The organism is Segniliparus rugosus ATCC BAA-974 (assembly GCF_000185725.2).
GTDB lineage: Bacteria > Actinomycetota > Actinomycetes > Mycobacteriales > Mycobacteriaceae > Segniliparus > Segniliparus rugosus.
The window spans coordinates 165,228-185,244 of sequence record NZ_KI391953.1 but is presented as its reverse complement, the minus strand read 5'-3'; the positions used below and the strand labels follow the sequence as shown (position 1 = coordinate 185,244).

Annotated in this window: 18 protein-coding genes; 9 read left to right on the top strand and 9 right to left on the bottom strand. The window is 66.3% G+C overall.

What is annotated here, in order from left to right; genetic code table 11:
* Positions 1–4 precede the first annotated feature (4 nt).
* Positions 5–523 (bottom strand): PH domain-containing protein, encoded by a 519-nt coding sequence (locus HMPREF9336_RS00880; RefSeq protein WP_007472243.1) that lies wholly within the window; start codon positions 521–523, stop codon positions 5–7.
* Positions 523–1,359 carry a biotin--[acetyl-CoA-carboxylase] ligase gene (locus HMPREF9336_RS00875; protein WP_007472245.1) on the bottom strand — a complete coding sequence of 279 codons (837 nt, stop codon included), beginning with the start codon at positions 1,357–1,359 and terminating at the stop codon, positions 523–525. Before HMPREF9336_RS00875 ends, HMPREF9336_RS00880 begins: the two co-directional genes overlap by 1 nt.
* A gap of 74 nt (positions 1,360–1,433) precedes the next feature.
* On the opposite strand from HMPREF9336_RS00875, the gene HMPREF9336_RS00870 reads away from it, so the two are divergent.
* Positions 1,434–3,056 carry an acyl-CoA carboxylase subunit beta gene (locus HMPREF9336_RS00870; protein WP_007472247.1) on the top strand — a complete coding sequence of 541 codons (1,623 nt, stop codon included), beginning with the start codon at positions 1,434–1,436 and terminating at the stop codon, positions 3,054–3,056.
* 206 nt (positions 3,057–3,262) lie between these two features.
* Here HMPREF9336_RS00870 and HMPREF9336_RS00865 read toward each other — a convergent pair whose 3' ends face one another.
* The 4 genes from HMPREF9336_RS00865 to HMPREF9336_RS18180 form a co-directional block, all read right to left on the bottom strand.
* Positions 3,263–4,423 (bottom strand): HNH endonuclease signature motif containing protein, encoded by a 1,161-nt coding sequence (locus HMPREF9336_RS00865; RefSeq protein ID WP_007472248.1) that lies wholly within the window; start codon positions 4,421–4,423, stop codon positions 3,263–3,265.
* A gap of 117 nt (positions 4,424–4,540) precedes the next feature.
* Positions 4,541–5,860, bottom strand: a complete 1,320-nt coding sequence (locus HMPREF9336_RS00860) for a glycosyltransferase (protein WP_007472250.1) — start codon at positions 5,858–5,860, stop codon at positions 4,541–4,543.
* Between the two features lie 19 nt (positions 5,861–5,879).
* The gene (locus HMPREF9336_RS00855; RefSeq protein WP_156920254.1) at positions 5,880–6,455 is read right to left on the bottom strand and encodes a hypothetical protein; all 576 of its coding nucleotides are present in this window, start codon (positions 6,453–6,455) and stop codon (positions 5,880–5,882) included.
* Positions 6,452–7,228, bottom strand: a complete 777-nt coding sequence (locus HMPREF9336_RS18180) for a non-ribosomal peptide synthetase (protein ID WP_156920253.1) — start codon at positions 7,226–7,228, stop codon at positions 6,452–6,454. The genes HMPREF9336_RS00855 and HMPREF9336_RS18180 overlap by 4 nt, the downstream gene beginning before the upstream one ends.
* Before the next feature lie 109 nt (positions 7,229–7,337).
* Between HMPREF9336_RS18180 and HMPREF9336_RS00850 the strand changes: the two genes are divergently transcribed.
* The 5 genes from HMPREF9336_RS00850 to HMPREF9336_RS00830 all read left to right on the top strand — a co-directional run bounded on the left by HMPREF9336_RS00850 (position 7,338) and on the right by HMPREF9336_RS00830 (position 13,041).
* Positions 7,338–8,672, top strand: coding sequence for a family 1 glycosylhydrolase (locus tag HMPREF9336_RS00850; protein ID WP_007472253.1), 1,335 nt, complete (start codon positions 7,338–7,340; stop codon positions 8,670–8,672).
* A 540-nt stretch (positions 8,673–9,212) separates the two neighbouring features.
* The gene (locus tag HMPREF9336_RS00845) at positions 9,213–10,733 is read left to right on the top strand and encodes a molybdopterin-dependent oxidoreductase (RefSeq protein WP_007472256.1); all 1,521 of its coding nucleotides are present in this window, start codon (positions 9,213–9,215) and stop codon (positions 10,731–10,733) included.
* A gap of 14 nt (positions 10,734–10,747) precedes the next feature.
* On the top strand, positions 10,748–11,326 hold the full coding sequence (gene sigK / locus HMPREF9336_RS00840) for an ECF RNA polymerase sigma factor SigK (RefSeq protein WP_007472259.1): 579 nt from the start codon (positions 10,748–10,750) through the stop codon (positions 11,324–11,326).
* On the top strand, positions 11,319–12,026 hold the full coding sequence (locus HMPREF9336_RS00835) for an anti-sigma factor (RefSeq protein ID WP_007472261.1): 708 nt from the start codon (positions 11,319–11,321) through the stop codon (positions 12,024–12,026). Before sigK ends, HMPREF9336_RS00835 begins: the two co-directional genes overlap by 8 nt.
* 442 nt (positions 12,027–12,468) lie before the next feature.
* Positions 12,469–13,041, top strand: coding sequence for a DUF417 family protein (locus HMPREF9336_RS00830; RefSeq protein ID WP_007472263.1), 573 nt, complete (start codon positions 12,469–12,471; stop codon positions 13,039–13,041).
* Positions 13,042–13,207: 166 nt separating this feature from the next.
* On the opposite strand, the gene HMPREF9336_RS00825 is transcribed toward HMPREF9336_RS00830, so the two are convergent.
* Entirely contained in the window at positions 13,208–14,362 is a 1,155-nt protein-coding gene (locus tag HMPREF9336_RS00825) for an alpha-hydroxy-acid oxidizing protein (protein ID WP_007472264.1), read from the bottom strand.
* A gap of 35 nt (positions 14,363–14,397) precedes the next feature.
* The gene (locus HMPREF9336_RS00820) at positions 14,398–15,795 is read right to left on the bottom strand and encodes a guanine deaminase (RefSeq protein ID WP_007472267.1); all 1,398 of its coding nucleotides are present in this window, start codon (positions 15,793–15,795) and stop codon (positions 14,398–14,400) included.
* Positions 15,796–15,867: 72 nt separating this feature from the next.
* On the opposite strand from HMPREF9336_RS00820, the gene HMPREF9336_RS00815 reads away from it, so the two are divergent.
* Positions 15,868–17,130, top strand: a complete 1,263-nt coding sequence (locus tag HMPREF9336_RS00815; protein WP_244431573.1) for an MFS transporter — start codon at positions 15,868–15,870, stop codon at positions 17,128–17,130.
* Positions 17,131–17,132: 2 nt separating this feature from the next.
* On the opposite strand, the gene HMPREF9336_RS00810 is transcribed toward HMPREF9336_RS00815, so the two are convergent.
* Entirely contained in the window at positions 17,133–18,125 is a 993-nt protein-coding gene (locus tag HMPREF9336_RS00810; RefSeq protein WP_007472270.1) for a carbohydrate kinase family protein, read from the bottom strand.
* A gap of 166 nt (positions 18,126–18,291) precedes the next feature.
* Here HMPREF9336_RS00810 and HMPREF9336_RS00805 point away from each other — a divergent pair, with 166 nt between their 5' ends.
* Positions 18,292–19,257 (top strand): alpha/beta hydrolase, encoded by a 966-nt coding sequence (locus tag HMPREF9336_RS00805; protein ID WP_007472271.1) that lies wholly within the window; start codon positions 18,292–18,294, stop codon positions 19,255–19,257.
* Positions 19,258–19,602: 345 nt separating this feature from the next.
* Complete coding sequence (locus HMPREF9336_RS18175) at positions 19,603–19,968, top strand: hypothetical protein (RefSeq protein WP_021029866.1); 366 nt, start codon at positions 19,603–19,605, stop codon at positions 19,966–19,968.
* Positions 19,969–20,017: the final 49 nt, after the last annotated feature.

Genomic DNA, 20,017 nt, shown 5'->3' with positions numbered 1-20,017 from the left:
CCTCCTACGCCCGCCTGTCATGACCGTCGAGATCGAACACTTCCCGGTAGAGCATAGCGTGGACCTGCTCGACCTTCGGAATGTCTTCGAATTCGAGCGGCTCGTCCGAGGCCGACTCGATGATCAAGATCCCCGTCCGCAACATACGGTCGACGAGGCCGTGCCGGAATTCGACGCTCGAAATGCGCGAGAGCGGGATGTCGATGCCCTCTCGGGTGAACACCCCGTGCCGGTAGGCCACCCGCTTGTCCGTCACGTAGAAGTTCGTGGTGAGCCAGTCGACGAAGCGCACCGCGCAGAACAGCACGACGACCACCGCGTACACCGCGACCGCCGCCCCCTCCGCGACAGTCTTGGCCGTCCCATGCGTCCGCTCGTCCACGAAGTACAGGACAAAACCCAGCGCCAGACTCGCGAGGAGGAAGACAGAGATCGGCCGCAGGAGCCATTTCCAGTGCGGATGCGTGCGCAGTTGGACCCGCTCGTCCGGCGCGAGCCACTGCGGTCCGCCTTGAGCGCCCATTATCCTCCTCTTGGCCGGACGTGCTCGATGTCGCCCACGTCCACCACGCGAGGAGTCCCGTCGTCCTCGGTGACCACAAGCCTACCGTGGTGGTCGACCGAGCTGGCCCTGCCGAGCAGCTCGCCGCCGCCCGGCAGCGTCACCCGCACGTCCTGCCCGATGGTCGAGCAGTGCGCCCGGTACGCCGTCGCGAGCCCGGGGTCCTGGGTGCGCCACTGCTCCAGCCCCTTGTCCAGCTCCATCAACAGCAACGGGACCAGCTGCTGGCGGACCGCCGCGACCTGCTCGATCCGAAGCGACGTCGCCGTCGGCACGGGCAGCTCGTCCTCGCGCTGGTCCACGTTCAGCCCGACGCCCACCACCGCCTCGTCCCCTTTCGGAGTGAGCTGGACGAGGATCCCGGCGATCTTGCGGCCGCCGACCAGCACGTCGTTCGGCCATTTCAAGCTCGGCTCGGGCACCGGGACCCCGGAGATGGTCCGGTAGGAGTCGAAGTACTGGGCCAGCATCGCCCCGACCGAGAGCCCGACGACAAGGGGGAGCCAGCCCAGCTCCGCTCCGTTCTGTTCGACGGCCACCCCGAACGAGAGCGCGATCTGCGTGCGGGTCGGAGCCTCCCACCGCCGGTCCAGCCGTCCCCTGGCTTGCGTCTGGTGGTCCGCGATGAGCACCCGACGCGCGATCGACCCCGAACGCGCCCGGTCCAAGAGGTCCGCGTTCGTCGAACCCGTCTCCTCGATCACCTCCACCGACTCCCAGCCCAACGGGGGGCGGTTCCTGAGATATTGGCCGAGCCACGCGGCGTCGAGCGGCTCCCTGCGGTCATTCTCGGTCATGCTGACCAGCCTAAGCCCGCCTTCGCGGTCTGTCGTTCCCAGGGCGCCCGCATCGCCCGATATGATGGTTCCCTATGACCACCGCTGAACCTGTCGAAGCGCCGAGCATCCACACCACCGCCGGCAAGCTCCACGATATGCGCCAACGTCTGGCCGAAACGCAGAAGCCGGTCGGCGAAGCGGCTGTCGAAGCGGTGCACGCCAAAGGCAAGCAGACCGCCCGCGAGCGCGTGGACGCGCTGCTCGACGAGGGCTCGTTCGTCGAGTTCGACGCCCTGGCGAAACACCGCTCCACCAACTTCGGCATGGGAGCCAAACGGCCCCTCGGCGACGGCGTCGTGACCGGCTACGGGACCATCGACGGACGCGAGGTCTGCGTGTTCAGCCAGGACGCGACCGTCTTCGGCGGCAGCCTCAGCGAGGCAAACGGCGAGAAGATCACCAAGGTCATGGACCTCGCGATCAAGACCGGGCGCCCGCTCATCGGCATCTACGACGGCGGCGGGGCCCGCATCCAGGAAGGCGTCGTCTCCCTCGCCCAGTTCGGCGAGATCTTCCACCGCAACGTCCGCGCCTCCGGCGTGATCCCGCAGATCTCCATCGTGCTCGGCGCGGCGGCCGGCGGCGCGGTGTACTCGCCCGCGCTCACCGACTTCATCATCATGGTGGACAAATCCAGCCAACTGTTCATCACCGGCCCGGACGTCATCAAGACCGTCACCGGCGAAGAGGTGACGATGGAGGAGCTTGGCGGCGCACACACGCACATGACCAAGTCCGGCACCGCGCACCACGTCGCGCACTCCGAGGGGGAGGCGCTGGAATTCGCCAAGGAACTCCTGGCCTACCTGCCGAACAACAACCGGGCCGAAGCGCCGAGGTACACGCACGAGCATCCGGTCACCTTCCCCATCGAGAACTCCGTCACGCATGACGACGAAGAACTCGACGCGATCATCCCCGACTCCCCGAACCAGCCCTACGACATGCGGGACGTCATCAGCCGCATCGTGGACGACGGCGAGCTGCTGGAAATCCAGCCGAACTACGCCCAGAACGTCCTCGTCGGCTTCGCCCGGATCGAAGGCCGCAGCATTGGCGTCGTCGCCAACCAGCCCATGGTCCTCGCCGGCTGCCTCGACATCGCAGCCTCCGAGAAGGCCGCGCGGTTCATCCGCACCTGCGACGCGTTCGGCATCCCCATCCTCTCCCTCGTGGACGTGCCGGGCTTCTTGCCCGGAGCCGAGCAAGAGCACGACGGCATCATCCGGCGCGGCGCGAAGCTGCTCTTCGCCTACGGCGAGGCGACGGTCGGCAAGATCACCGTCATCACCCGCAAGGCATACGGCGGCGCGTACATCTGCATGGGCTCCAAGCACATGGGCGCCGATGTGAACCTCGCCTGGCCGACCGCCGAGATCGCGGTCATGGGCGCGTCCGGCGCAGTGAACATCGTGCATCGGCGCACGCTCGCCGACGCGGCCAAGAACGGCGACGACATCGAAGGACTGCGAGCGAAACTCCAGGACGAGTACGAGGCCACGCTGTACAACCCGTACGTCGCCGCCGAGCGCGGCTACGTGGACGCGGTCATCCTGCCCTCGCACACCCGCGCCCAGGTCTCGGTCGCGTTGCGCGTCCTCGAGCGCAAGGTCGCCCCGCTGCCCCCGAAGAAGCACGGCAACATCCCGCTGTAATTCATCCCAATACGCCAGCTGGGGCCGTCCGCGCTTGCGGGCGGCCCCAGGTATTTTTGGGTTATCAAGCCATCAAACGGATGGCGCGGTGGTGTAGTGCTGGCCGACGAGTGTGAAGTGTCCGGTGAGCGCGGGAGCACAGGACCGAGGGCGAGACGCGGTTGATCGAGACGCTAAGCCGGGGGTGGTGTCGGCAACGGCGCAGCTCAGCCGGGGTTGGTGGTGTAGTGCTGGCCGGTGGGCGACGTCCATGCGACGGCACCGTCGGGGTTTTGTGTGTCTCGCCATCGTTCGTGGGTTTTTGCTCGGTGGTGGTGTCGGCAGAGTCGTTTTATGTTTTGGGGGACGGTTTGTCCGCCCGCGCTGGGGTTGTGGTGGTCGAAGGGGTGCGTATGGTCGAGTTCTGTTCTGGCTCTTCGATAACAGCCGGGGAACCGACAGTGTTTGTCGCGGGCGTTGACGTGGGTTTCGACGGCCGTGGTCGGTTTGTACTGTTCGGGGGTGGTGGTGAAGCGGATGTTCTTCGACGCTTTGGCCATCGCTCTGGCTAAGTCGGGGTCGATGGGTGATCCGTCGAGCCAAGCGGGCAGATCGGAGAGGTTGGCGAGGACGGCGAGGTCCACGACGAGTTCGACGGGTTTGGCCTGGGGCACAGTTCTCTGCGCGGCCTGACAAGTGTCGCGTCCGCATTCGCAGCGGAGCTTGTCTTCCCCGTCTCCGACGAGGGCGGCGAGCGCGTCGGCCCGGCGGGTCCACATGGCTCTGGGGTCTTGGGGGCAGACGGTTCTTGCGACGGCGTCGAGCCGGTCTTTCACCATCGCGGCTTCCATGAGGGGCATGGCGCCCCAGATCTTCGCCATCCCGTCGCCAATGGGTTGGAAGAAGATGCCGCGCTCGGCGTGGGCGCGCTCGCGGCGTTGTTTCGTCCATTCGGAGTCCCAGCGGATGTACTGCGCCTCGATCAACCCCTGGATTTTGGACTGGGAGTGCAACCGCCAACGCGGAGCCCGCTCCGCCAACCAGGTGTCCAGCTTCTCCCGCCATCCGGCGGGAGCGGACTCCAACGACTTGCCCACCAAACGGGCGGTCTTCGCGGTGACCTCGCCCCTCGCGAGCTTGGCCCCGAACTGAGGGTAATGCTCGGTCATGTCCTCCGCGAACACCAGCATCGCCTTCTCCTCCTCGGCCTTCCGCCGGGTGATCCTCTCCGCCGCGTCCGCCACCAACGCCGCCTTCCGGGCCAGCAGCACCGCGTCCAGGCGCTCCACTTCCCGCAACGCCGCATGCACGTCCTTCATATCCGCACACGCGTCCGGCCGGAGGTCGAGAAACAACTCCTCCGCAGCGACTCCCACAGTCCCGCTCATACATTCGACTCTACCAGAAAGTGTGTTACATCACAAGAGAAAACCAGATGCTTCTTCACCGACATGATCGAACTTATTGACAGAGAGAGCCAAGGGCAGCGTCGGTCCCGCGCGCCTTTACCGCGCCTTCGCCTGCAGCACGGCGTCCTCTATCGCCGCCGCCGCGCGGGCCGTGGAAGCCTCCTTCTGCCGCAGCACCGCCCCGACCTCGGCCGCCTTGCGGACGACCTCGGGATCGCGCAGCACCTGGATCGCCTCGGTCAGCGAATCGGCGGTGATGTCCACCGACCGCATCGCCGTCCCGACGCCCATCTTCTGCACCTGCACGCCCCAGGCGGGTTGGTCGTACGAGACTCCGCAGATCAGCGTCGGCAACCCAGCCCACAGCGCCTCCGTCGTCGTCCCGACGCCGCCGCCGATCACCGCGCCCGCGCAATACGGGAACACCCGGTCATGCGCGATCGGGCCGACGACCCGCACACTGGCCTCGAGTCCCGTTGGGACTTCGGGCAGATCGCCGTGGCCGAAGTTGACCAGTGCCCGCACGCCGAGCCGCTGACAGACTTGGCTCACCGCCTCCACAACGCTGGCATTGGTGTGCGTTGGCATCGGCGTGCTGCCGAAACCGAAGAAGAACGTAGCCTCGCCCTCGCCGATCCACGAGACGACCTCGTCCACCGGCCCGCCCCATTCGCCGAGCGCGACGCGGGCGGACTCGTCGAATTTCGGGTAGCCGGTGAACGGGCGCGGCTTGCCATGCCATTCCTCCACGATGCCCGGCACCAGCTCCGGCTCGTAAATCTGCACCTCGACCGCCCCCAATCGGCGCACCCGCTGCGCGATCGTGGCGAACCAGGCCGGTTTGAGCCCGAGCCTGCGCCGCAGCTTCGTCACGAACAGCAGGTTGAACGCGATATGCCGGAACAAGTTGAACAGAACCCAGCTGAGCTTGTTCCCCCAACCGGGCAGACGCATCTTCGACGCGAACATACTGGGGAATTTGCTGTTCACCCGGTTCGGGTAGGGATGCAGGGCGACAAGGGGAATCCCCTTGGCCTCGGCGATGGCCTGGCCGATCTCCTCGGTCAGCGAGGTCGTGACGATGGCGTCGGCGGAAGCCAGCTCCGGGCTCTCGGCCAGCTCCGTGACCCGCTCAAGGGCGGAACCCACCGTGTTGCGCAGCAACTTGATATTCGTGAGCAGGATGCGCAGCGCGTTGCCGGACGCGAGCGCCTCCTTCGCCTCCGGCGAGGAGAGCTCGACCGCGATATCCGGGTACATCTCCTTCGCCGATAGCTCGAGCTTCTCGGCCATCTCCAGCCATTCGGGCGCGACGACGAGCACGACGTCGTGGCCGCGCGCTCGCAGCTCGCGGCATATCGCGAACACCGGCTGGGCGTCTCCTCGGCTGCCGGTCAGCGGGACGACGAAGCGCATAGCTCCTCCTTCGGGGCGATCACAGGACATGTAAAGGCTCGAGGCCCCAACGAGCGCATTCGTCGATGACGAGCTTCACGAACTCCGCGTGCTCGACCGAATGCCGCTCGGGGTTGCGGCCTTCGAGAACGATAGACGTCACATCCCCCAGGTCGATCAACGAGCCTTGCACCGCGCTCCCCGACGTCCGCCACAGGCTCGCGTCCGTCTGCTTCGGCAAGACGAACACCGGGTAGAGCGCGCTCGCCGACTTGCCCGCGAACCGGAGCATCGACTCAGGAGCCTTCCCGACGTTCGAGAGCGTGCACAGCGTCTTCGACGGGTTCTTCACGGTTTGCTTCGCCACGAAGGCCAGGAGCCAGTCGGGCAGCAGCTGGATGAGAGGGGAGTCGAACTCCCCGAGGTCCTCTCCGCCGCCCTCCCATTTCCCGAACGCCTCTTTGCTCGCCTGCCGGATCTGGCGCAGATCCTGGTACAGCGAGGGCCCCACGTCCACGAGGATGTCGACCCCTGCGGTGATATTGCCTCGGACGTCGCCCTCGCCCCGGTCGCTGATCCGCTGCGAGACGTTCACCGTCCGCTCGTCCGGGATCACGCCGGAGGAAACGAGGAAACGCGTCGCGATGCCGACGAACAGGCTGTTCGGGGTGCCGCCCCGCTCGGCAGCGGCCTTGCGGAACTGCTCGCTCGAAAACGACAGGAGCGCGCGGCGCGGGACGAACGTCGCCGCCGACACCGGCTCGTGCTGGTAGTCCGCCGCCGTCGTGATCTTCCGGGCTTCGACCGGCGCGTCCCCCGGCCGCGGCGGAACGCGGCGCGGAGCATCGAACCGAAACTGGCCAGGGCGGCTCCCCACTGCCGGAAGCTGTCCACGACGTCGGCGACAAAGCCGCCGTCCTCGGGCAGCTCGCCGATCCGCCTGCCCTCCACCGCCGCGGTCCAGGCAGCGAACACGCCGAGCCCGTCCGCGACCGCATGGTGGCAAACCAGCACGACGACCATGCCGCCGCCCTCCACCGCCGTCGCCGAGAGCCGCCACGCGGGCCCGCGCACCAAGTCCAGCGGGGCCTTGTCCTGCGCTTCGATCCACCCGAAGACCTGCTCCTCGGGGATCTGCCCGGCGGCGTACGCCAGCTCTCCCGCCACCGGGGCTTTGACCCAGCGGTCCCTCGCTCCCGGCACCCATGATCTTTTGACCGCGCGACTGAGCGGCCCCTCGCGCAAAACCCCGTGGATCCGCGCGAGATCCTCCCTGTCGACCGCCTCCTCGAAGACCCAGGCGAAAACCATGCCCGACGGCACGCCGAGCACCAAATCTGCCCGGACGCCCAGGTCATCGCGGGGAAGTAGCCGGCTCGACGTGCTCACGGGAGATAACCTATCCCCTCCTCAGGCGCCCCTCAACCGCTTGCGCCGCTCGGTGGCAGATCTCACCGTTCCGGCTCCTCCGGCGCATTTGCCGGTTAGGGTAGTTTCTATGAAGCAAATACCTTGGTTCTTCAAGCCATTGCTCGCGACAGTGGCCGCGGCGGCAGTCCTCGCCCTGATCGCAACCCTCACCACGGCGCCGTCCAAGAGCCGGGGCCTCGGCGACGGCTTCCTCTGGGGCATCGCGTCGAGCGGGTTCCAATCCGAGGGGAACCCTCCGGACAGCAACTGGACCCGTATCGCGAACTCGCCGCTGGTCACCGACCGTATCGGGACTTCGGTGGACTTCCGCCACCGCTACAAGGAGGACATCGCGCTCGCGAAGGACCTCGGCGTGAAGGTGTACCGGATCGGGATCGAATGGTCCCGCCTCGAACCCCGGCCAGGCCAGTCCGACGAGGCGGAATGGGCCTACTACGACGACGTCGTCAAGACCATCAAAGCAGCAGGGATGCGCCCCATGCTCACCATCGACCACTGGGTCTACCCCGGCTGGGTCGCCGACCAAGGCGGCTGGAAGGTCTCGAAGACGGTGGACGACTGGCTCGCCAACGCGCGCCGGGTCGTGGACCGCTACCAAGCGGACGATCCGCTGTGGGTCACCATCAACGAGCCGGCCGTCTACCTCTCCATGCAGACAGTGCTGGACGGCGCGGGCGCGGACCAGGCCGCCTCGGTCGCGGACCGGCTCGTGCGCGCGAACAACGAGGCGTACGACTACATCCACGCCAAGAGCCCGCGCAGCATGGTCACCAGCAACCTCGCCTACATGCCGGGGATCGAGGACCAGATCGACACCATGCTGACCGACAGGATGCGCACAGACTACGTGGGGATCGACTACTACTACGGGACTTCCGCCGGAGCCCCGATCGACATCCCGACGGCGCTGAAAAGCGACCCCAAGAAGCTCATGGAGATGAACCTGGCCCCGTGGACGAATCCGCTCCAGCCCGAAGGGATCTACTACGTGCTCCGGCGCTACGCGAAGCGCTACCCCGGCAAACCGCTCTACATCGTGGAGAACGGGATGCCGACCGAGGACGGCAAGCCAAGGGCGGACGGGGTCACCCGAGCCCAGCAGATCCGCGACACCGTGTACTGGGTCCAACGGGCCAAGGACGACGGAATCCCTGTGATCGGCTACAACGTCTGGTCGCTCACCGACAACTACGAATGGGGCAGCTACCACCCCCGCTTCGGCCTCTACACCGTCGACGTGACGAGCGATCCGACTCTGGCCCGCAAGCCGACCGACGGCGTCGCCGCGTACAAGCGGATCGTCGCCGAGCACGGCCTGCCAGACGGCTACCGGCCCGAGACCGCGCCCGTCTCCTGCTCGCAGGTCGACCCCCCGGCGAGCTGCGACCAGCCCGTCCGCTGATCCAGCGAGCAGGACGATCTCGCCAGTTGGCCCCAGCGAGATGAGACGCGAAAAGCCGCCTTTGTCGCACGCCTCGCCACGACAACTACTCCGGGCCCGGCCACAGCACGGCGGAGAGGCTGGGCTCCCCACATCCACGGTGATCGCCCCCCTGGGCGCTCCCTCGCCGGAGACCGCGCGATCTTCGTCGGCTCCAGACGGAGACGTGCAGAATGTCGCCGACCCGCACTGCCCGACTCGCCCACAACAGCGCAGGCGCCGGTTTCCAACATCCTCGGCATGAACACGCGCGACATCCCTGCGCTTCCGCCTTTCAGCTTCCCGATCCCTGGCTCCGGCGGCTCTCATCCCGCACCGTCCACTGACGGACGCACTGCGTGCTAGGACCGCTTCGAACGACAGACAAGCGGGCAACGCCGCCGGTGCATGAATCAGCTCCTCAACACTCCTCCCTTCTCCGAGGATGAAGGACGTTCACAGATGTGACGGAACTGTGGTCTCCGGCCCATCCGAAGAGCGTTCGGCGACGAAGAACTGCGCATGAGCGAATGGACCCGCCGCGCTTTGACCGGAGTCGTGGCCATGGCCGCCGCATTGGCGACGAGTTTCTTCACCGCCGCAGCTCTCGGAGCCGCCCCTGCCCCTTTCCCTGCGGTCGGGTCGGTTGTTGTCGACTTCACCCCGCCCTGGCTGCGCGAATGGGTCGTCGGACAATTCGGGACGAGTGACAAGACAGTCCTGTTCGTGTGCCTGGGCGCGACGCTCGCCGCACTCGGCGCGCTCGCCGGTTTTCTTGAGCGCCCACGGCTCCCGCTGGGCTCCTCCGTCTTCCTGTTGTGCGGCGCCTTGGGTTACGCGGCTGTTTGGGCAGAGGCTCCGCAGCCGGGCTGGCGCTCGCTTTTCGCCCCGCTCTCGGCTGTGATCGTCGGCGTCACAGCGTTACGCTTCCCGCTCGGGCTGCTCCGTGTCCGGTCCTCCTCGGAGCCGGGAGGCCCGGAGGGGGTTCCGCTCAGCAGGCGGGCCTTTGCGGCTTCGCTCATGAGCCTCTCCGCGTCCGGCGCTGTCCTAGCGTTTGCCACCACCAAGATCGACCGGCTCCGATCACTCGGCTCGGAGCGCGCGGCCACACTGCTGCCCCGGCCCACGAGTCCGGCTCCGTCGATCCCGAACGGCGCGACCGCCCCAGAGGCCGTCCCGTTCGTGACCAGCGTCCAGGACTTCTACCGGATCGACACGGCCCTGGCGACGCCCGCGCTATCCCGAGAGGCATGGCGGCTCAAAGTCTTCGGCATGGTCGCCAATCCGCTTGAGTTGACGTGGGCTGATTTGGCCGCGATGCCGATGATCGAGCGGGCGGTGACGCTCACCTGCGTCTCGAACGAAGTGGGCGGGGACCTGATAGGCAACGCGGTCTGGTCGGGCGTGCCGATGGCCTTGGTGCTCGCGGAAGCCGGGCCGCTGCCCGACGCGGACATGTTGCTCTCACGCAGCGTCGACGGCTGGACAGCTGGCACACCGCTCTCCGCCGTGCGGGACGGTCGGGACGCGATGCTCGCGGTCGGGATGAACGGAGAGCCGCTGCCATTCGAGCACGGTTATCCGGTTCGCCAGGTCGTGCCGGGCCTGTACGGCTATGTCTCGGCGACGAAATGGGTGATCGAGTGGGAAATCACCCGGTTTGACCGGTCGAAAGCGTATTGGTCGACCAGGGGCTGGTCCGAGCGGGGGCCGATCAAGCTCTCCTCCCGGCTCGAGCGCCCTGGAGGGTCCGTGAGAGCTGGGCGCGTCGTGGTGGCGGGCTCCGCGTGGGCGCAGCACGTCGGGATCTCGAAGGTGGAAGTGCGGGTCGACGACGGCCCTTGGCAGGAGGCTCGCCTCGCCGACGAATACTCGGCCGACACGTGGCGGCAATGGTGGTTCGACTGGGCGGCGGAGCCTGGGAACCACACGATCGCCTGTCGTGCCTACGACCGCGAAGGCCGTGTCCAGGACGGGCGTCGCAGCGGCCCGGCCCCGGACGGGGCGACAGGATGGCACGAACGAGAGATACAGGTGGTGTAGTAGTTGTGGTCGTCATGAACCCAACGGCGACGAACGGAGAGGGCGCGGAACTGGCACGACTGCTCCGGCAGGTGGCAACCGGCGACCAGGCCGCATTTGCCCGCCTCTACGACCTCACGTGCGCCCGCGTGTACGGGCTGGCGGTGCGGGTGTGCCGCGACCGAGCTGTCGCCGAGGACGTGCTCCAAGAGACCTACCTACAGGTATGGCGCGCCGCAGACGCATTCTGCCCTGAACAGGGCAGCGCGTCATCGTGGCTCTTGACCATCGCGCACCGCCGCGCGGTCGACCGGGTCCGCAGCGAGGTTGCGGCGCGGCGGCGGGAGCAGGAGTATTCTGACGAGAATACTCCGACAGCTGCTTCCGACACCGTGGATCTAGTGGTCAGTCGGGAGGAGGGCGACGCGGTGCGGAATTGTCTGGCGAAGCTCACCGACGCGCAGCGCGAGAGCATTGCCCTGGCGTATTTCGGCGGGTTGAGCTATCCCGAGGTGGCGCAGCGGCTGCGGCTGGGCCTTCCTGCGGTCAAGTCGAGGATCAGGGACGGCATGCGCAAGCTGCGCGAGTGCATGGAGGTGCGCAACGATGCGTGACGAATTCGCTCCGAAAGATCTCGCGGACCTTGTCGAGCTGTATGCGCTCGACGCGCTGCCGCAGGACGAGCACGCCGCGTTCGAGTCTGCCCTCGCAGAAGCCGGGCGAGAGGAACAGGACTGGGCAGTGGCCCAGATCGCCGCGACACGGGAGGCGTTGAACCGGCTCGCAGAACCGTTCGCGCTCCAGCCTCCGGCCCGCGCGCGCGACGCCCTGCTGGCCGAGGTCCGGCCAACCGCATGGCCGAGGCGATGGGCCGCGATCGCCGCGATAGCGGCCTGTCTCGTGCTGCTCGCGGTCTTCGGCGTGTGGCGTTTCGGCCCGTTTCGGGAGCAGATCGCGGACCAAAGCATACCCAGGGACGCGTCCATGGTGATGACCGCGCCGGACGCTCATATGACGATGGGCAAGATCGTCGGACAGGAAGGCATGGTTGCGATCACGTACTCGAGAAATATGAACAAAGCCGTGATCCTGCTGCCCCCGACGACGCGGATCCCGGACAACAAGGTGTACCAAGTCTGGCTTGTCCGCCCGGACAGCTCCATGACTTCGGCAGGCATGATCGCCCCGGGCGAAGCCGGTCGGCCGATGGTGGTCGCGGCGCTCGGGCAGGCCACAGGGGTGATGCTCTCCCTCGAACCCTCGTCCGGTATGCCGAAGCCCACCGGGGCAATGGTGAGCGAGGTCGAGCTGTGACCCATCCGCGCGGCCGACAGCTCCGAACCCCCTAAGACCGACTGCAAGGACCTCGAAAGGATTCCGCCCCATGGACCAGAAAACTCTTCGGAAGAGTTGTCTTACCGCCTCCCTTCTTTTTCTGTCGGTTGGAGCTGTTGCGGCGTGCGACAAAGGCGGCTCTTCGGCCCCCTCTTCGCAAGAAATGTCCCCCATGCCCATGCGCAGCCATTCGACGACGATGAGCGAGCCTTCGCCGAGCGCGGCGACAAGCCGCTCCCCCATGATGGTCGAGCCCATGGAACGCTGACCGAGGCCGTCTCGATTCGCCGGGACGCGAGAGATCCGCTCAAGCTTCTACGAAACGACTCTGGCACGGCGTGCAACAACCGCTCTAGGTCGAAGGCCCTTCGAGCGCATCCACGATCAGGTTTTGTCATGTATACGGAGAGAGGAGACCTCTATGGACGTTTGGGAGCTTGACGGCGCACGAGTCCGGCAGGCCGGATTAGCTGTGGCGCGTCTCGGCTTGGTGGTGAACCTCGGGTGGAACGGACTGGCCAAGTTCACTGCGGGGGAGGCCCGCAGCATAGCTCCGCTGGTGGGCGAAAGCCCTCTGTTCACCTGGGCGCTGGGCTCCTTGGGGCTGCGCGGGGTCTCGGACATTATCGGTGTCGTGGAACTGGCCGCCGTGGCGTTGCTGCTGCTGGGCGTGCGGTTGTGGTGGGCGAACGCGGCCGCAACGGCGCTGTGCGCCGGGACCTTTCTGATCACGCTCTCATTCTTCGCGACCTCGGTGGATTGGTCCAAAGCCGGATGGAACGCTCCCGACGCTTTCCTCCTGAAAGACATCGTGCTGCTCGGCGCGAGCATAGCGCTCTGGCGGCCTAAACCAAGCGGAGCACAGCCTCATGCGCGTCGCGAACCAAGCTCGCCGCCCGCGCCCGACATCCTGGAAGACACTTCCTCGGCGCCCGATCGCTCGACCCCACAGAGCGCGGCAGGACACACGATGGGGTCGCCAAGTGGAAACTAGCGGTTTTGCTCGCCTTCGCGGCCGAGCTCGAAGACCGCAATCTCACCGAGCGGGACGACCGACGATGAATCAGACCAGATCCATCGAAAACCAGACAAACCCATGAATGGGGCGAAGATGAAGACCTTGAAGCTTCACAAGCGACGCGGCACATCGCCCGCTGAGGTCAACCGCGCTGGACTTTCAGCTCGTCCAGGGAAAGATAGCAGTTCACCGCCATGGTCAGATCGGCCTCGGCGAGCAGGCAGCGGATGACGTGCTCGATCCCGCGCCGTCCCGCGAGCGCGAGCCCGTACACGTACGGGCGGCCCACGCCGACCATCGCCGCGCCGAGCGCCACGGCCCGGAGGACGTCGACGCCGTCTCGGACTCCCGAGTCGAACAGGACCGGAGTCTCGCCCGCCGCCTCCACCGCCGCCGCGAGCCCGTCGATGGCGGCGAGGCCGCCATTGGCCTGCCGTCCGCCGTGGTTGGAGTACAGGACCGCGTCCACGCCGTGCCGGGTGGCGAGCCGGACGTCTTCGGGATCGCACAGGCCTTTGATCATGATCGGCAGTTTCGTCCGTGACCGGAGCCAGTCGATGTCGTCCCAGGTGAACGTCGGCTGGGCGAAAATCGAGGCCCACACAAGGCCGGCTCGCTGCGGCGAAAGCTCCTCCTCGGCCCGCACCCCGGCGATCTCGAGGAACCGTGGGTCCGCGAGGTAGTTGGCGATGCAGCGGCCTTGGAGCATCGGCAGGTAGCCGTTCGCGAGGTCGCGGGGCCGCCAGCCGAGCGTGCCCGTGTCCACCGTGACCGCGATGGCGTCGAACCCGGCCCGCTCCGCGCGGTCGACGAAACTGGCGTTGAGCTCGCGGTCCGAACTCGGGTACAGCTGGAACACCCCGAACGCTGAACCACGCTCCGCCGCTACCTCTTCGAGCGTGGCGGCGGAAAGGGTCGAAAAGACGACCGGCGCGCCAAGCTCCCGCGCCGCCGCCGCCGTTTCGAGGTCGCCACGCGGGTGGACCGCCCCCAGCACGCCGACCGGGCAGAGGAACACCGGGCTGTCGAACGTCGTGCCGAACAACGAGGTCCGCATGTTCCGCGCGGCGCGGTCCCGCAGCATCCGGGGCACAAAACCGTATTGGCGCAGGGCGGCCACGTTGCGGTTTTGCGTGTGCTCGTCCCCCGCGCCGCCGCGCACGTACGCGAAGATCCCGTCGGGCAGCGCCTCTTCCGCCCTGCGTTCGAACTCGGCGAATGTGAACGGCAAGTCAGAGACGAAGCCGTCCAAGCCTTGGGCGTAGAACTGGAATTGGAAATCGCCGAAATGCGCCATGCCGTCGAGTCTAGTTCGGCTCGCCCCGAGACACCTCAGCTCACCAGGCGGCCCCGCACGTAGACCTCGTCGATCGATTGCTCTTTCAACCCCATGATCAGCGAGAACAGCAGCTGCTCCGCCTCAAGGTCGCGATGCTCCTTCGGCACGACCCGCTCCAGCAGCTCGTGCAGCCACGGCTGGTTCTCCGTGCGCACCACGAGGAAGTCCGCCTCCTTGCCCACGTCAAGGCTGCCGATCCGCTCGTCGAGGCACAACGCCTTCGCCCCGGCGACCGTCGCGGTGTACAGCAGCTCGGCGGGGTGCAGCGCGATCCCGGCCTCCCCCGGCTCGTTCATATGCACCTTGTAACAGTCATTGAGCACCCTGGTGAGCAACCACTCGTCCCCGCCGCCGATGTCGCTGCCCAACGCCACCGTCGCCCCGCTGGCCGTCGTCCTGCGCCAGGGCATCGTGCCCGAGCCCAGGAAAAGCTGCGACGTGGGGCAATGCGAGATCGCCGTTCCGGTCTCCGCGATCCTCGCCAGCTCCGCGTCGGTGGCGTGGACGGTGTGCGCGAGCACCGCGCGCGGGCCGAGGAAGCTCAACCCGCCGGGCCTGGACCCCGGCAAGAACTTCCCGTCGTACACATCAAGGTACGAGTCCGTCTGGAACGCGCGCTTCGTGCTGTCCACCTCGCCGACTCCCGGCCGGTTGTTCTCGCTGAAGTGCGTCTGGAAGTACACCCCGGAGCCGCGCGCCTCGTGGTAGAGGTCACCGAGCTCCGCCAGCGTCTTCGGGGTGACCGAGAGGGCGAAGCGCGGCGTGATGGCAACATGCAGCAGGGCGGTGGCCGGGTTCCCGGTGTCCTTCGCATGCCACCGGGCAATCTCTTCCCTGGTCAACGACAACGCTTCGGCCTCGCTGGTCACCAGTTTCTTCGCGGTCGGCGGGCCGACCGTCTGGATCGTCCTGCCGCAGATCATCCGCAGCCCCCGGCGGTGAGTCGCCGCGAACAGCGCGTTCTGCGCGCTGGGGAACGCGCTGCCGAACACCAGCGCCGTCGTGGTGCCCACCGCGATCCGGCGCGAGCAGAACGCCCACGCGGCGTCGCCTGCCACGTTTGGGTCCGAGAACCGCGACTCGATGGGGAAGATATGCCGATCCAGCCATTCCAACAGCTGCCCGCCGCCGTAGAGGCCGGTCGCGTGCGTCTGCGGGAAATGGACGTGGGTGTCGACCAGCCCGGGGATCAGATACGCGGGCCGATGGTCGCGCACCGCCCAGGTGCGCAGCTCCTGAGGCAGTTTGCTGTACGGACCGCTGTAGACGATCCGCCCGCCGTCGTCGACGGCGAGCGCTCCGTCCTGCACCGAGATCAGATGCTCCCGAGCCGTCTGCAACGTGGCTGAACTTGAGACATGCAGGATATGGCCGCGCCGAACAATGCTCATCTCCGCAGCGGAGTCCTTCCCGACTTCGGTCTTTCTGGCAGAAGAATAGCAGCAGGCCGTATGCTTTGGAGCATGTCCCGCTCCCTGATCTGGATCTGGGGGTTGTGGGATTGGGGAGCCGCCGGGTTCTCGGTGCTCGCCTGGACCTTCGTCTTCGCCCCCTACCTCACCTCGCAAGTCGGATCGGGTCTGACCGGAAACATGTCGGCGAGCTCCTGGCTCGGGCTGGGCGTCGGAGCCTCCGGGTTCGCCCTCCTGCTCGCCGCGCCGGGGGTCGGGCCGTGGATCGGCACCGGACGGCGGCGGCATCGCTCGCTCGCCCTGCTCAGCGTCGTTCTGATGGTCATCCTGCTCACGATGTCCACCATCCGGCCGGAGCTTAACCAATTCTGGCTCGGACTGGGGCTGCTCTCCACCGGGCTCCTCGTCTACGAACTCGCCACCATCCCGTACAACGCGATGCTCCGAGACCTCTCGGGCGCCAGGGGTATCGGCGATGCCTCCGGCATCGGCATGGCCATGGGGTACTGCGGCGGCATCCTCCTGCTCGGGCTGAGCTTCTTCTGCTTCATGGGCGGCAACGGCCCCACCAGGGGCATATTCCAGATCCCCGCAGACGACGGGCTCCCGGTCCGCGCCTCATTGGTCCTCGGCGGAGCCTGGTTCCTGATCTTCTCCCTCCCGCTCCTGCTGTTCGCGCCCAAACGCAAAGAAGTGGACACCTCCCGAGGGTTCTTCGAAGCCTACCGGATCATCGGACGCGATCTGCGCGAACTCTGGAAGCTCGACCGGCGAGTGGTGAAATACCTCCTGGTCAGCGCCGTCTTCCGCGACGGGCTCGTCGGCTTCGCGACATTCGGCGCGGTCATCGCGGCAAGCGAATACGGCTTCAGCCAGAGCCATCTGCTCCTGTTCGGCGCGGCGAGCAATATCGCGGCGGCATTCGGCGCGGCGGTCGGCGGACGGGCGAACAGCCGCTACGGCTCACGACAGCTCATCGTCGGCTCGCTCGCCTCGATCCTGCTCCTCGGAGCCGGACTCCTCGTCTCCATCGGGTCATGGGCGTTCTGGGTCTTCGGGCTGGCGATCTCCCTCTTCATCGGCCCGGCGCTCGCCGCATCGCGCACCATGCTCCTCGAACTCACCCCGCAGGGCAAGGAAGGCGAGATGTTCGGCCTCTACGCCGTCAGCGGCCGAACCGTCGCCTTCCTCTCCCCGCTGATGTTCGGGATCTGCTCGAACCTGTTCCACGCCAGCAGGGGCGGCGCGGCGGGGATCATGGTCGTCCTCACCGCCGGGCTCGCCGGCATGGTGCTCGTCGACATGGCCGACTGAGCTCAGCTCCGCGCGGGCGCGCCGAGCGCCGCGCCGATCTCCCGCGCCGCGTCCTCGCCATACGCCCCTTGCAGCCTCGTCAGCGCCGAAGCCAGATCCCAGCTCCACCGCTGCGCCCCGCCCGGCGACTCCAGCACCAGCACTGCGGCCATCGAGCCCAGCTGCGCCGAACGCTCCACCGAAAGGCCCTTGGTCTGGCCCACCAGATATCCGGCCCGGAACGCGTCGCCGACCCCCGTCGGGTCCACCTTGCTGATCTCGTCCACTGCGGCGACATGCACCACCGAGCCGTCCTTCAAATGCACGTCGACGCCGTCCGCGCCCAGCGTCGTGACCCGCACGCCGACCAAGTCCTGCACCTGCGCCTCGGTCCACCCCGTCTTGCTGAGCAGCAGATCCCACTCGTAATCATTGGTGAAAAGCAATTGCGCGCCTTCCACCAGCTGCTTCGCGTCCTCCCCCGACATCCGCGCCAACTGCTGGGACGGATCCGCCGCGAAGGCGACGCCCAGCTCCCGAGCCTCCCGCGTGTGCCGGAGCATCCCATCCGGGTCGTTCGCCCCGACCAGCAGCAACTCCGGCTTCCCCGTCTTCGCCACAATCTCCGCAATGCTGATATTGCGCGCCTCCGACATCGCGCCCGCGTAGAACGAGGCGATCTGCGCCATGGCGTCGTCCGTGGTGCACAGGAACCGGGCCGTCTGCGCCGTCTGCGAGACCAGCACATGCTCGCAGTTCACCCCGTGCCTCTCAAGCCAGGCCTGGTACTCGCCGAAATCCTGGCCAACCGAGCCGACCAGGACGGGATCCCCGCCCAGCACACCGATCGCGAAAGCGATGTTCGCCGCCACGCCGCCCTTTTGGATCTCAAGCTCGTCCACCAAGAAACTGAGCGAAACCTTCTGCAGGTTGTCCTCGAGCAGCAACTCGCTGAACTTCCCAGGGAACCGCATCAGATTGTCGGTGGCGATCGAGCCGGAAACGAGGACAGTCACAGGCATTCCCTTCGGATAGTTGCTACGACGCAAATGGTGTTCGCTATGCCATGCTACCCCAGGCGCGTCGCAGCTCACTCCTCCTCGCCGTAGCGAGATCGGCCATTCGCCCCGCTCGGCCAGTCCCTTCGCGGCAGCCCTCGCCCCATCCGAATACAGTGGCCCCATGGCCGACTCCGTCGCAGAGCTCGACGCGGAGCTCCGCGAGCGTTTAGAAGAAGAAACCCGCAAAGCCCGCGAATCCGTGCTCCACCACCGGCACTCCACGGAGAACGACGAGACCGCATCCCTGCGCCTCTTGGAGTTCGAGTCCATCCGGACCCAGCTCGCCCGCAGCGAAGGCCAACGCTCCCTGCTCCTCCTCGAACCCGCCGGAGACCAGCAAGCCGGCAGCTTCGTCGCGATCGGAGTCGGCGACGTCGCCGCCGCCGAGCACCTGAGCGTCTACATCCCCGGCAACCACACGAACATACTGCGCAGCCTCGCAGGCATGGCCATGGAAGCCAAAGCCCTCGTCGAAACCGCCAACAAACTCCTCGCCTGCCGCTCAGGCCAAAACCTCGCCGCAATATTCTGGCTCGGCTACCGATGCCCCCAAATGGACTCCGCCGTCCTCACCGACACCCGCGCCAAAGAAGGCGTGCCCGCCCTGCGCAAATTCCTCGCCGAACTCGACCGCCTGCGCGGCGCGGACTTCCACCTCACCTTGATCGGGCACTCCTACGGCTCCCTCGTCGCCGGACTCACCATGTGGCAGCCCAGCCGGGTCGGCGACCTCCTCCTCGTCGGCTCCCCCGGAATCGGCACCACCAACCCCATCTGCGACTGGCAATCCCAACCCGCAACGTGGACGCTCAAAGCGCACGGCGACATCGTCGCCAGCCTCGAACGCTTCGGCCCCAGCCCCGACCAGCTCCCCGGCGTAATCCGCCTCTCCACCGGCCCGGGAAAATACGCCGACTGCTCCGGCGAGCAAATCGAACTCGCCAGCATCGACTCCCACAGCCGCCACCCCTTCAACCGCTCCCATCTGCGCTACAACGAGCCCGGCACCACCAGCCACTTCAACCAGGCCATGATCGCGGCGGGCCTGCACGGGGACGCGATCCTCCACACCGAACCATCAGACTGAACGCGCCAATCCGGCAACGGGCCAGGCGACGGAAGAACTATTGCCCCGCGCCGGAGCGCATGCTAGCGTGAGCCAATCTGCAGGCGTAGCGTGGTTCCGGCCTGGGGTTTCCCTAGTCGAGGGTCGCTGGGGGGCGAAGAAGGGATACGAGTTTTGAGGGAGGATAAAGGCATCTCACTCGGAAACTCGACAGAATTAGTGGCGCGTTCCACGCAAATTATTTACTACTGGATACATATACCGAGGGGAAATTCTCATCCGCACTAAGATTTTATTTCCGGCTCCGAGAACAATATAGGAAAGCAATAGACACGGAGCTAAACCTGACAGAATAGGGAGAAGCATATGGCCGATATCGAGGAAATAGGAATAGCCGTCGCAGAAGGGCTGAGTACAGCTATAGACACTGCCGTGGACGATGGCCTACGTATCGCTGGAGAAAAAGTTCGCGAAGTTTGCAACAAGGTTGAGAATACCGGGAAAGGCATTCAAGGATGCGCTCATAACGGCGACAACCATCTTCAGAAAGAATGGTTTGGACTGATTGGAAATTATGTGGTCGATCCCCTCAACCACTACATGATCGACCCCGTTGAAACCGTGATAGATAAAGTTGGCGGCCTACTGACGGATGCGGGTAAGATGATGCACAGAACCGTGGATAAGATTCTTAATATCGACGCGGATAACGCTGCTAAGCTTCATGACTAGGGCCTAGTTTAGGCCATTGATTACCTTTAGAGGGATAACGGGAGTTGTA

What these genes read in the sequence shown, in the direction of transcription:
- sigK (WP_007472259.1), top strand. Translation starts at nt 10,748, where the DNA reads ATGAACCCAACGGCGACGAACGGAGAGGGCGCGGAACTGGCACGACTG.
- HMPREF9336_RS00820 (WP_007472267.1), bottom strand. Translation starts at nt 15,795, where the DNA reads ATGAGCATTGTTCGGCGCGGCCATATCCTGCATGTCTCAAGTTCAGCC.
- HMPREF9336_RS00870 (WP_007472247.1), top strand. Translation starts at nt 1,434, where the DNA reads ATGACCACCGCTGAACCTGTCGAAGCGCCGAGCATCCACACCACCGCC.
- HMPREF9336_RS00835 (WP_007472261.1), top strand. Translation starts at nt 11,319, where the DNA reads ATGCGTGACGAATTCGCTCCGAAAGATCTCGCGGACCTTGTCGAGCTG.
- HMPREF9336_RS00805 (WP_007472271.1), top strand. Translation starts at nt 18,292, where the DNA reads ATGGCCGACTCCGTCGCAGAGCTCGACGCGGAGCTCCGCGAGCGTTTA.
- HMPREF9336_RS00865 (WP_007472248.1), bottom strand. Translation starts at nt 4,423, where the DNA reads ATGAGCGGGACTGTGGGAGTCGCTGCGGAGGAGTTGTTTCTCGACCTC.
- HMPREF9336_RS00875 (WP_007472245.1), bottom strand. Translation starts at nt 1,359, where the DNA reads ATGACCGAGAATGACCGCAGGGAGCCGCTCGACGCCGCGTGGCTCGGC.
- HMPREF9336_RS00845 (WP_007472256.1), top strand. Translation starts at nt 9,213, where the DNA reads ATGAGCGAATGGACCCGCCGCGCTTTGACCGGAGTCGTGGCCATGGCC.
- HMPREF9336_RS00860 (WP_007472250.1), bottom strand. Translation starts at nt 5,860, where the DNA reads ATGCGCTTCGTCGTCCCGCTGACCGGCAGCCGAGGAGACGCCCAGCCG.
- HMPREF9336_RS00815 (WP_244431573.1), top strand. Translation starts at nt 15,868, where the DNA reads ATGTCCCGCTCCCTGATCTGGATCTGGGGGTTGTGGGATTGGGGAGCC.
- HMPREF9336_RS00850 (WP_007472253.1), top strand. Translation starts at nt 7,338, where the DNA reads ATGAAGCAAATACCTTGGTTCTTCAAGCCATTGCTCGCGACAGTGGCC.
- HMPREF9336_RS00880 (WP_007472243.1), bottom strand. Translation starts at nt 523, where the DNA reads ATGGGCGCTCAAGGCGGACCGCAGTGGCTCGCGCCGGACGAGCGGGTC.
- HMPREF9336_RS00825 (WP_007472264.1), bottom strand. Translation starts at nt 14,362, where the DNA reads ATGGCGCATTTCGGCGATTTCCAATTCCAGTTCTACGCCCAAGGCTTG.
- HMPREF9336_RS18175 (WP_021029866.1), top strand. Translation starts at nt 19,603, where the DNA reads ATGGCCGATATCGAGGAAATAGGAATAGCCGTCGCAGAAGGGCTGAGT.
- HMPREF9336_RS00830 (WP_007472263.1), top strand. Translation starts at nt 12,469, where the DNA reads ATGGACGTTTGGGAGCTTGACGGCGCACGAGTCCGGCAGGCCGGATTA.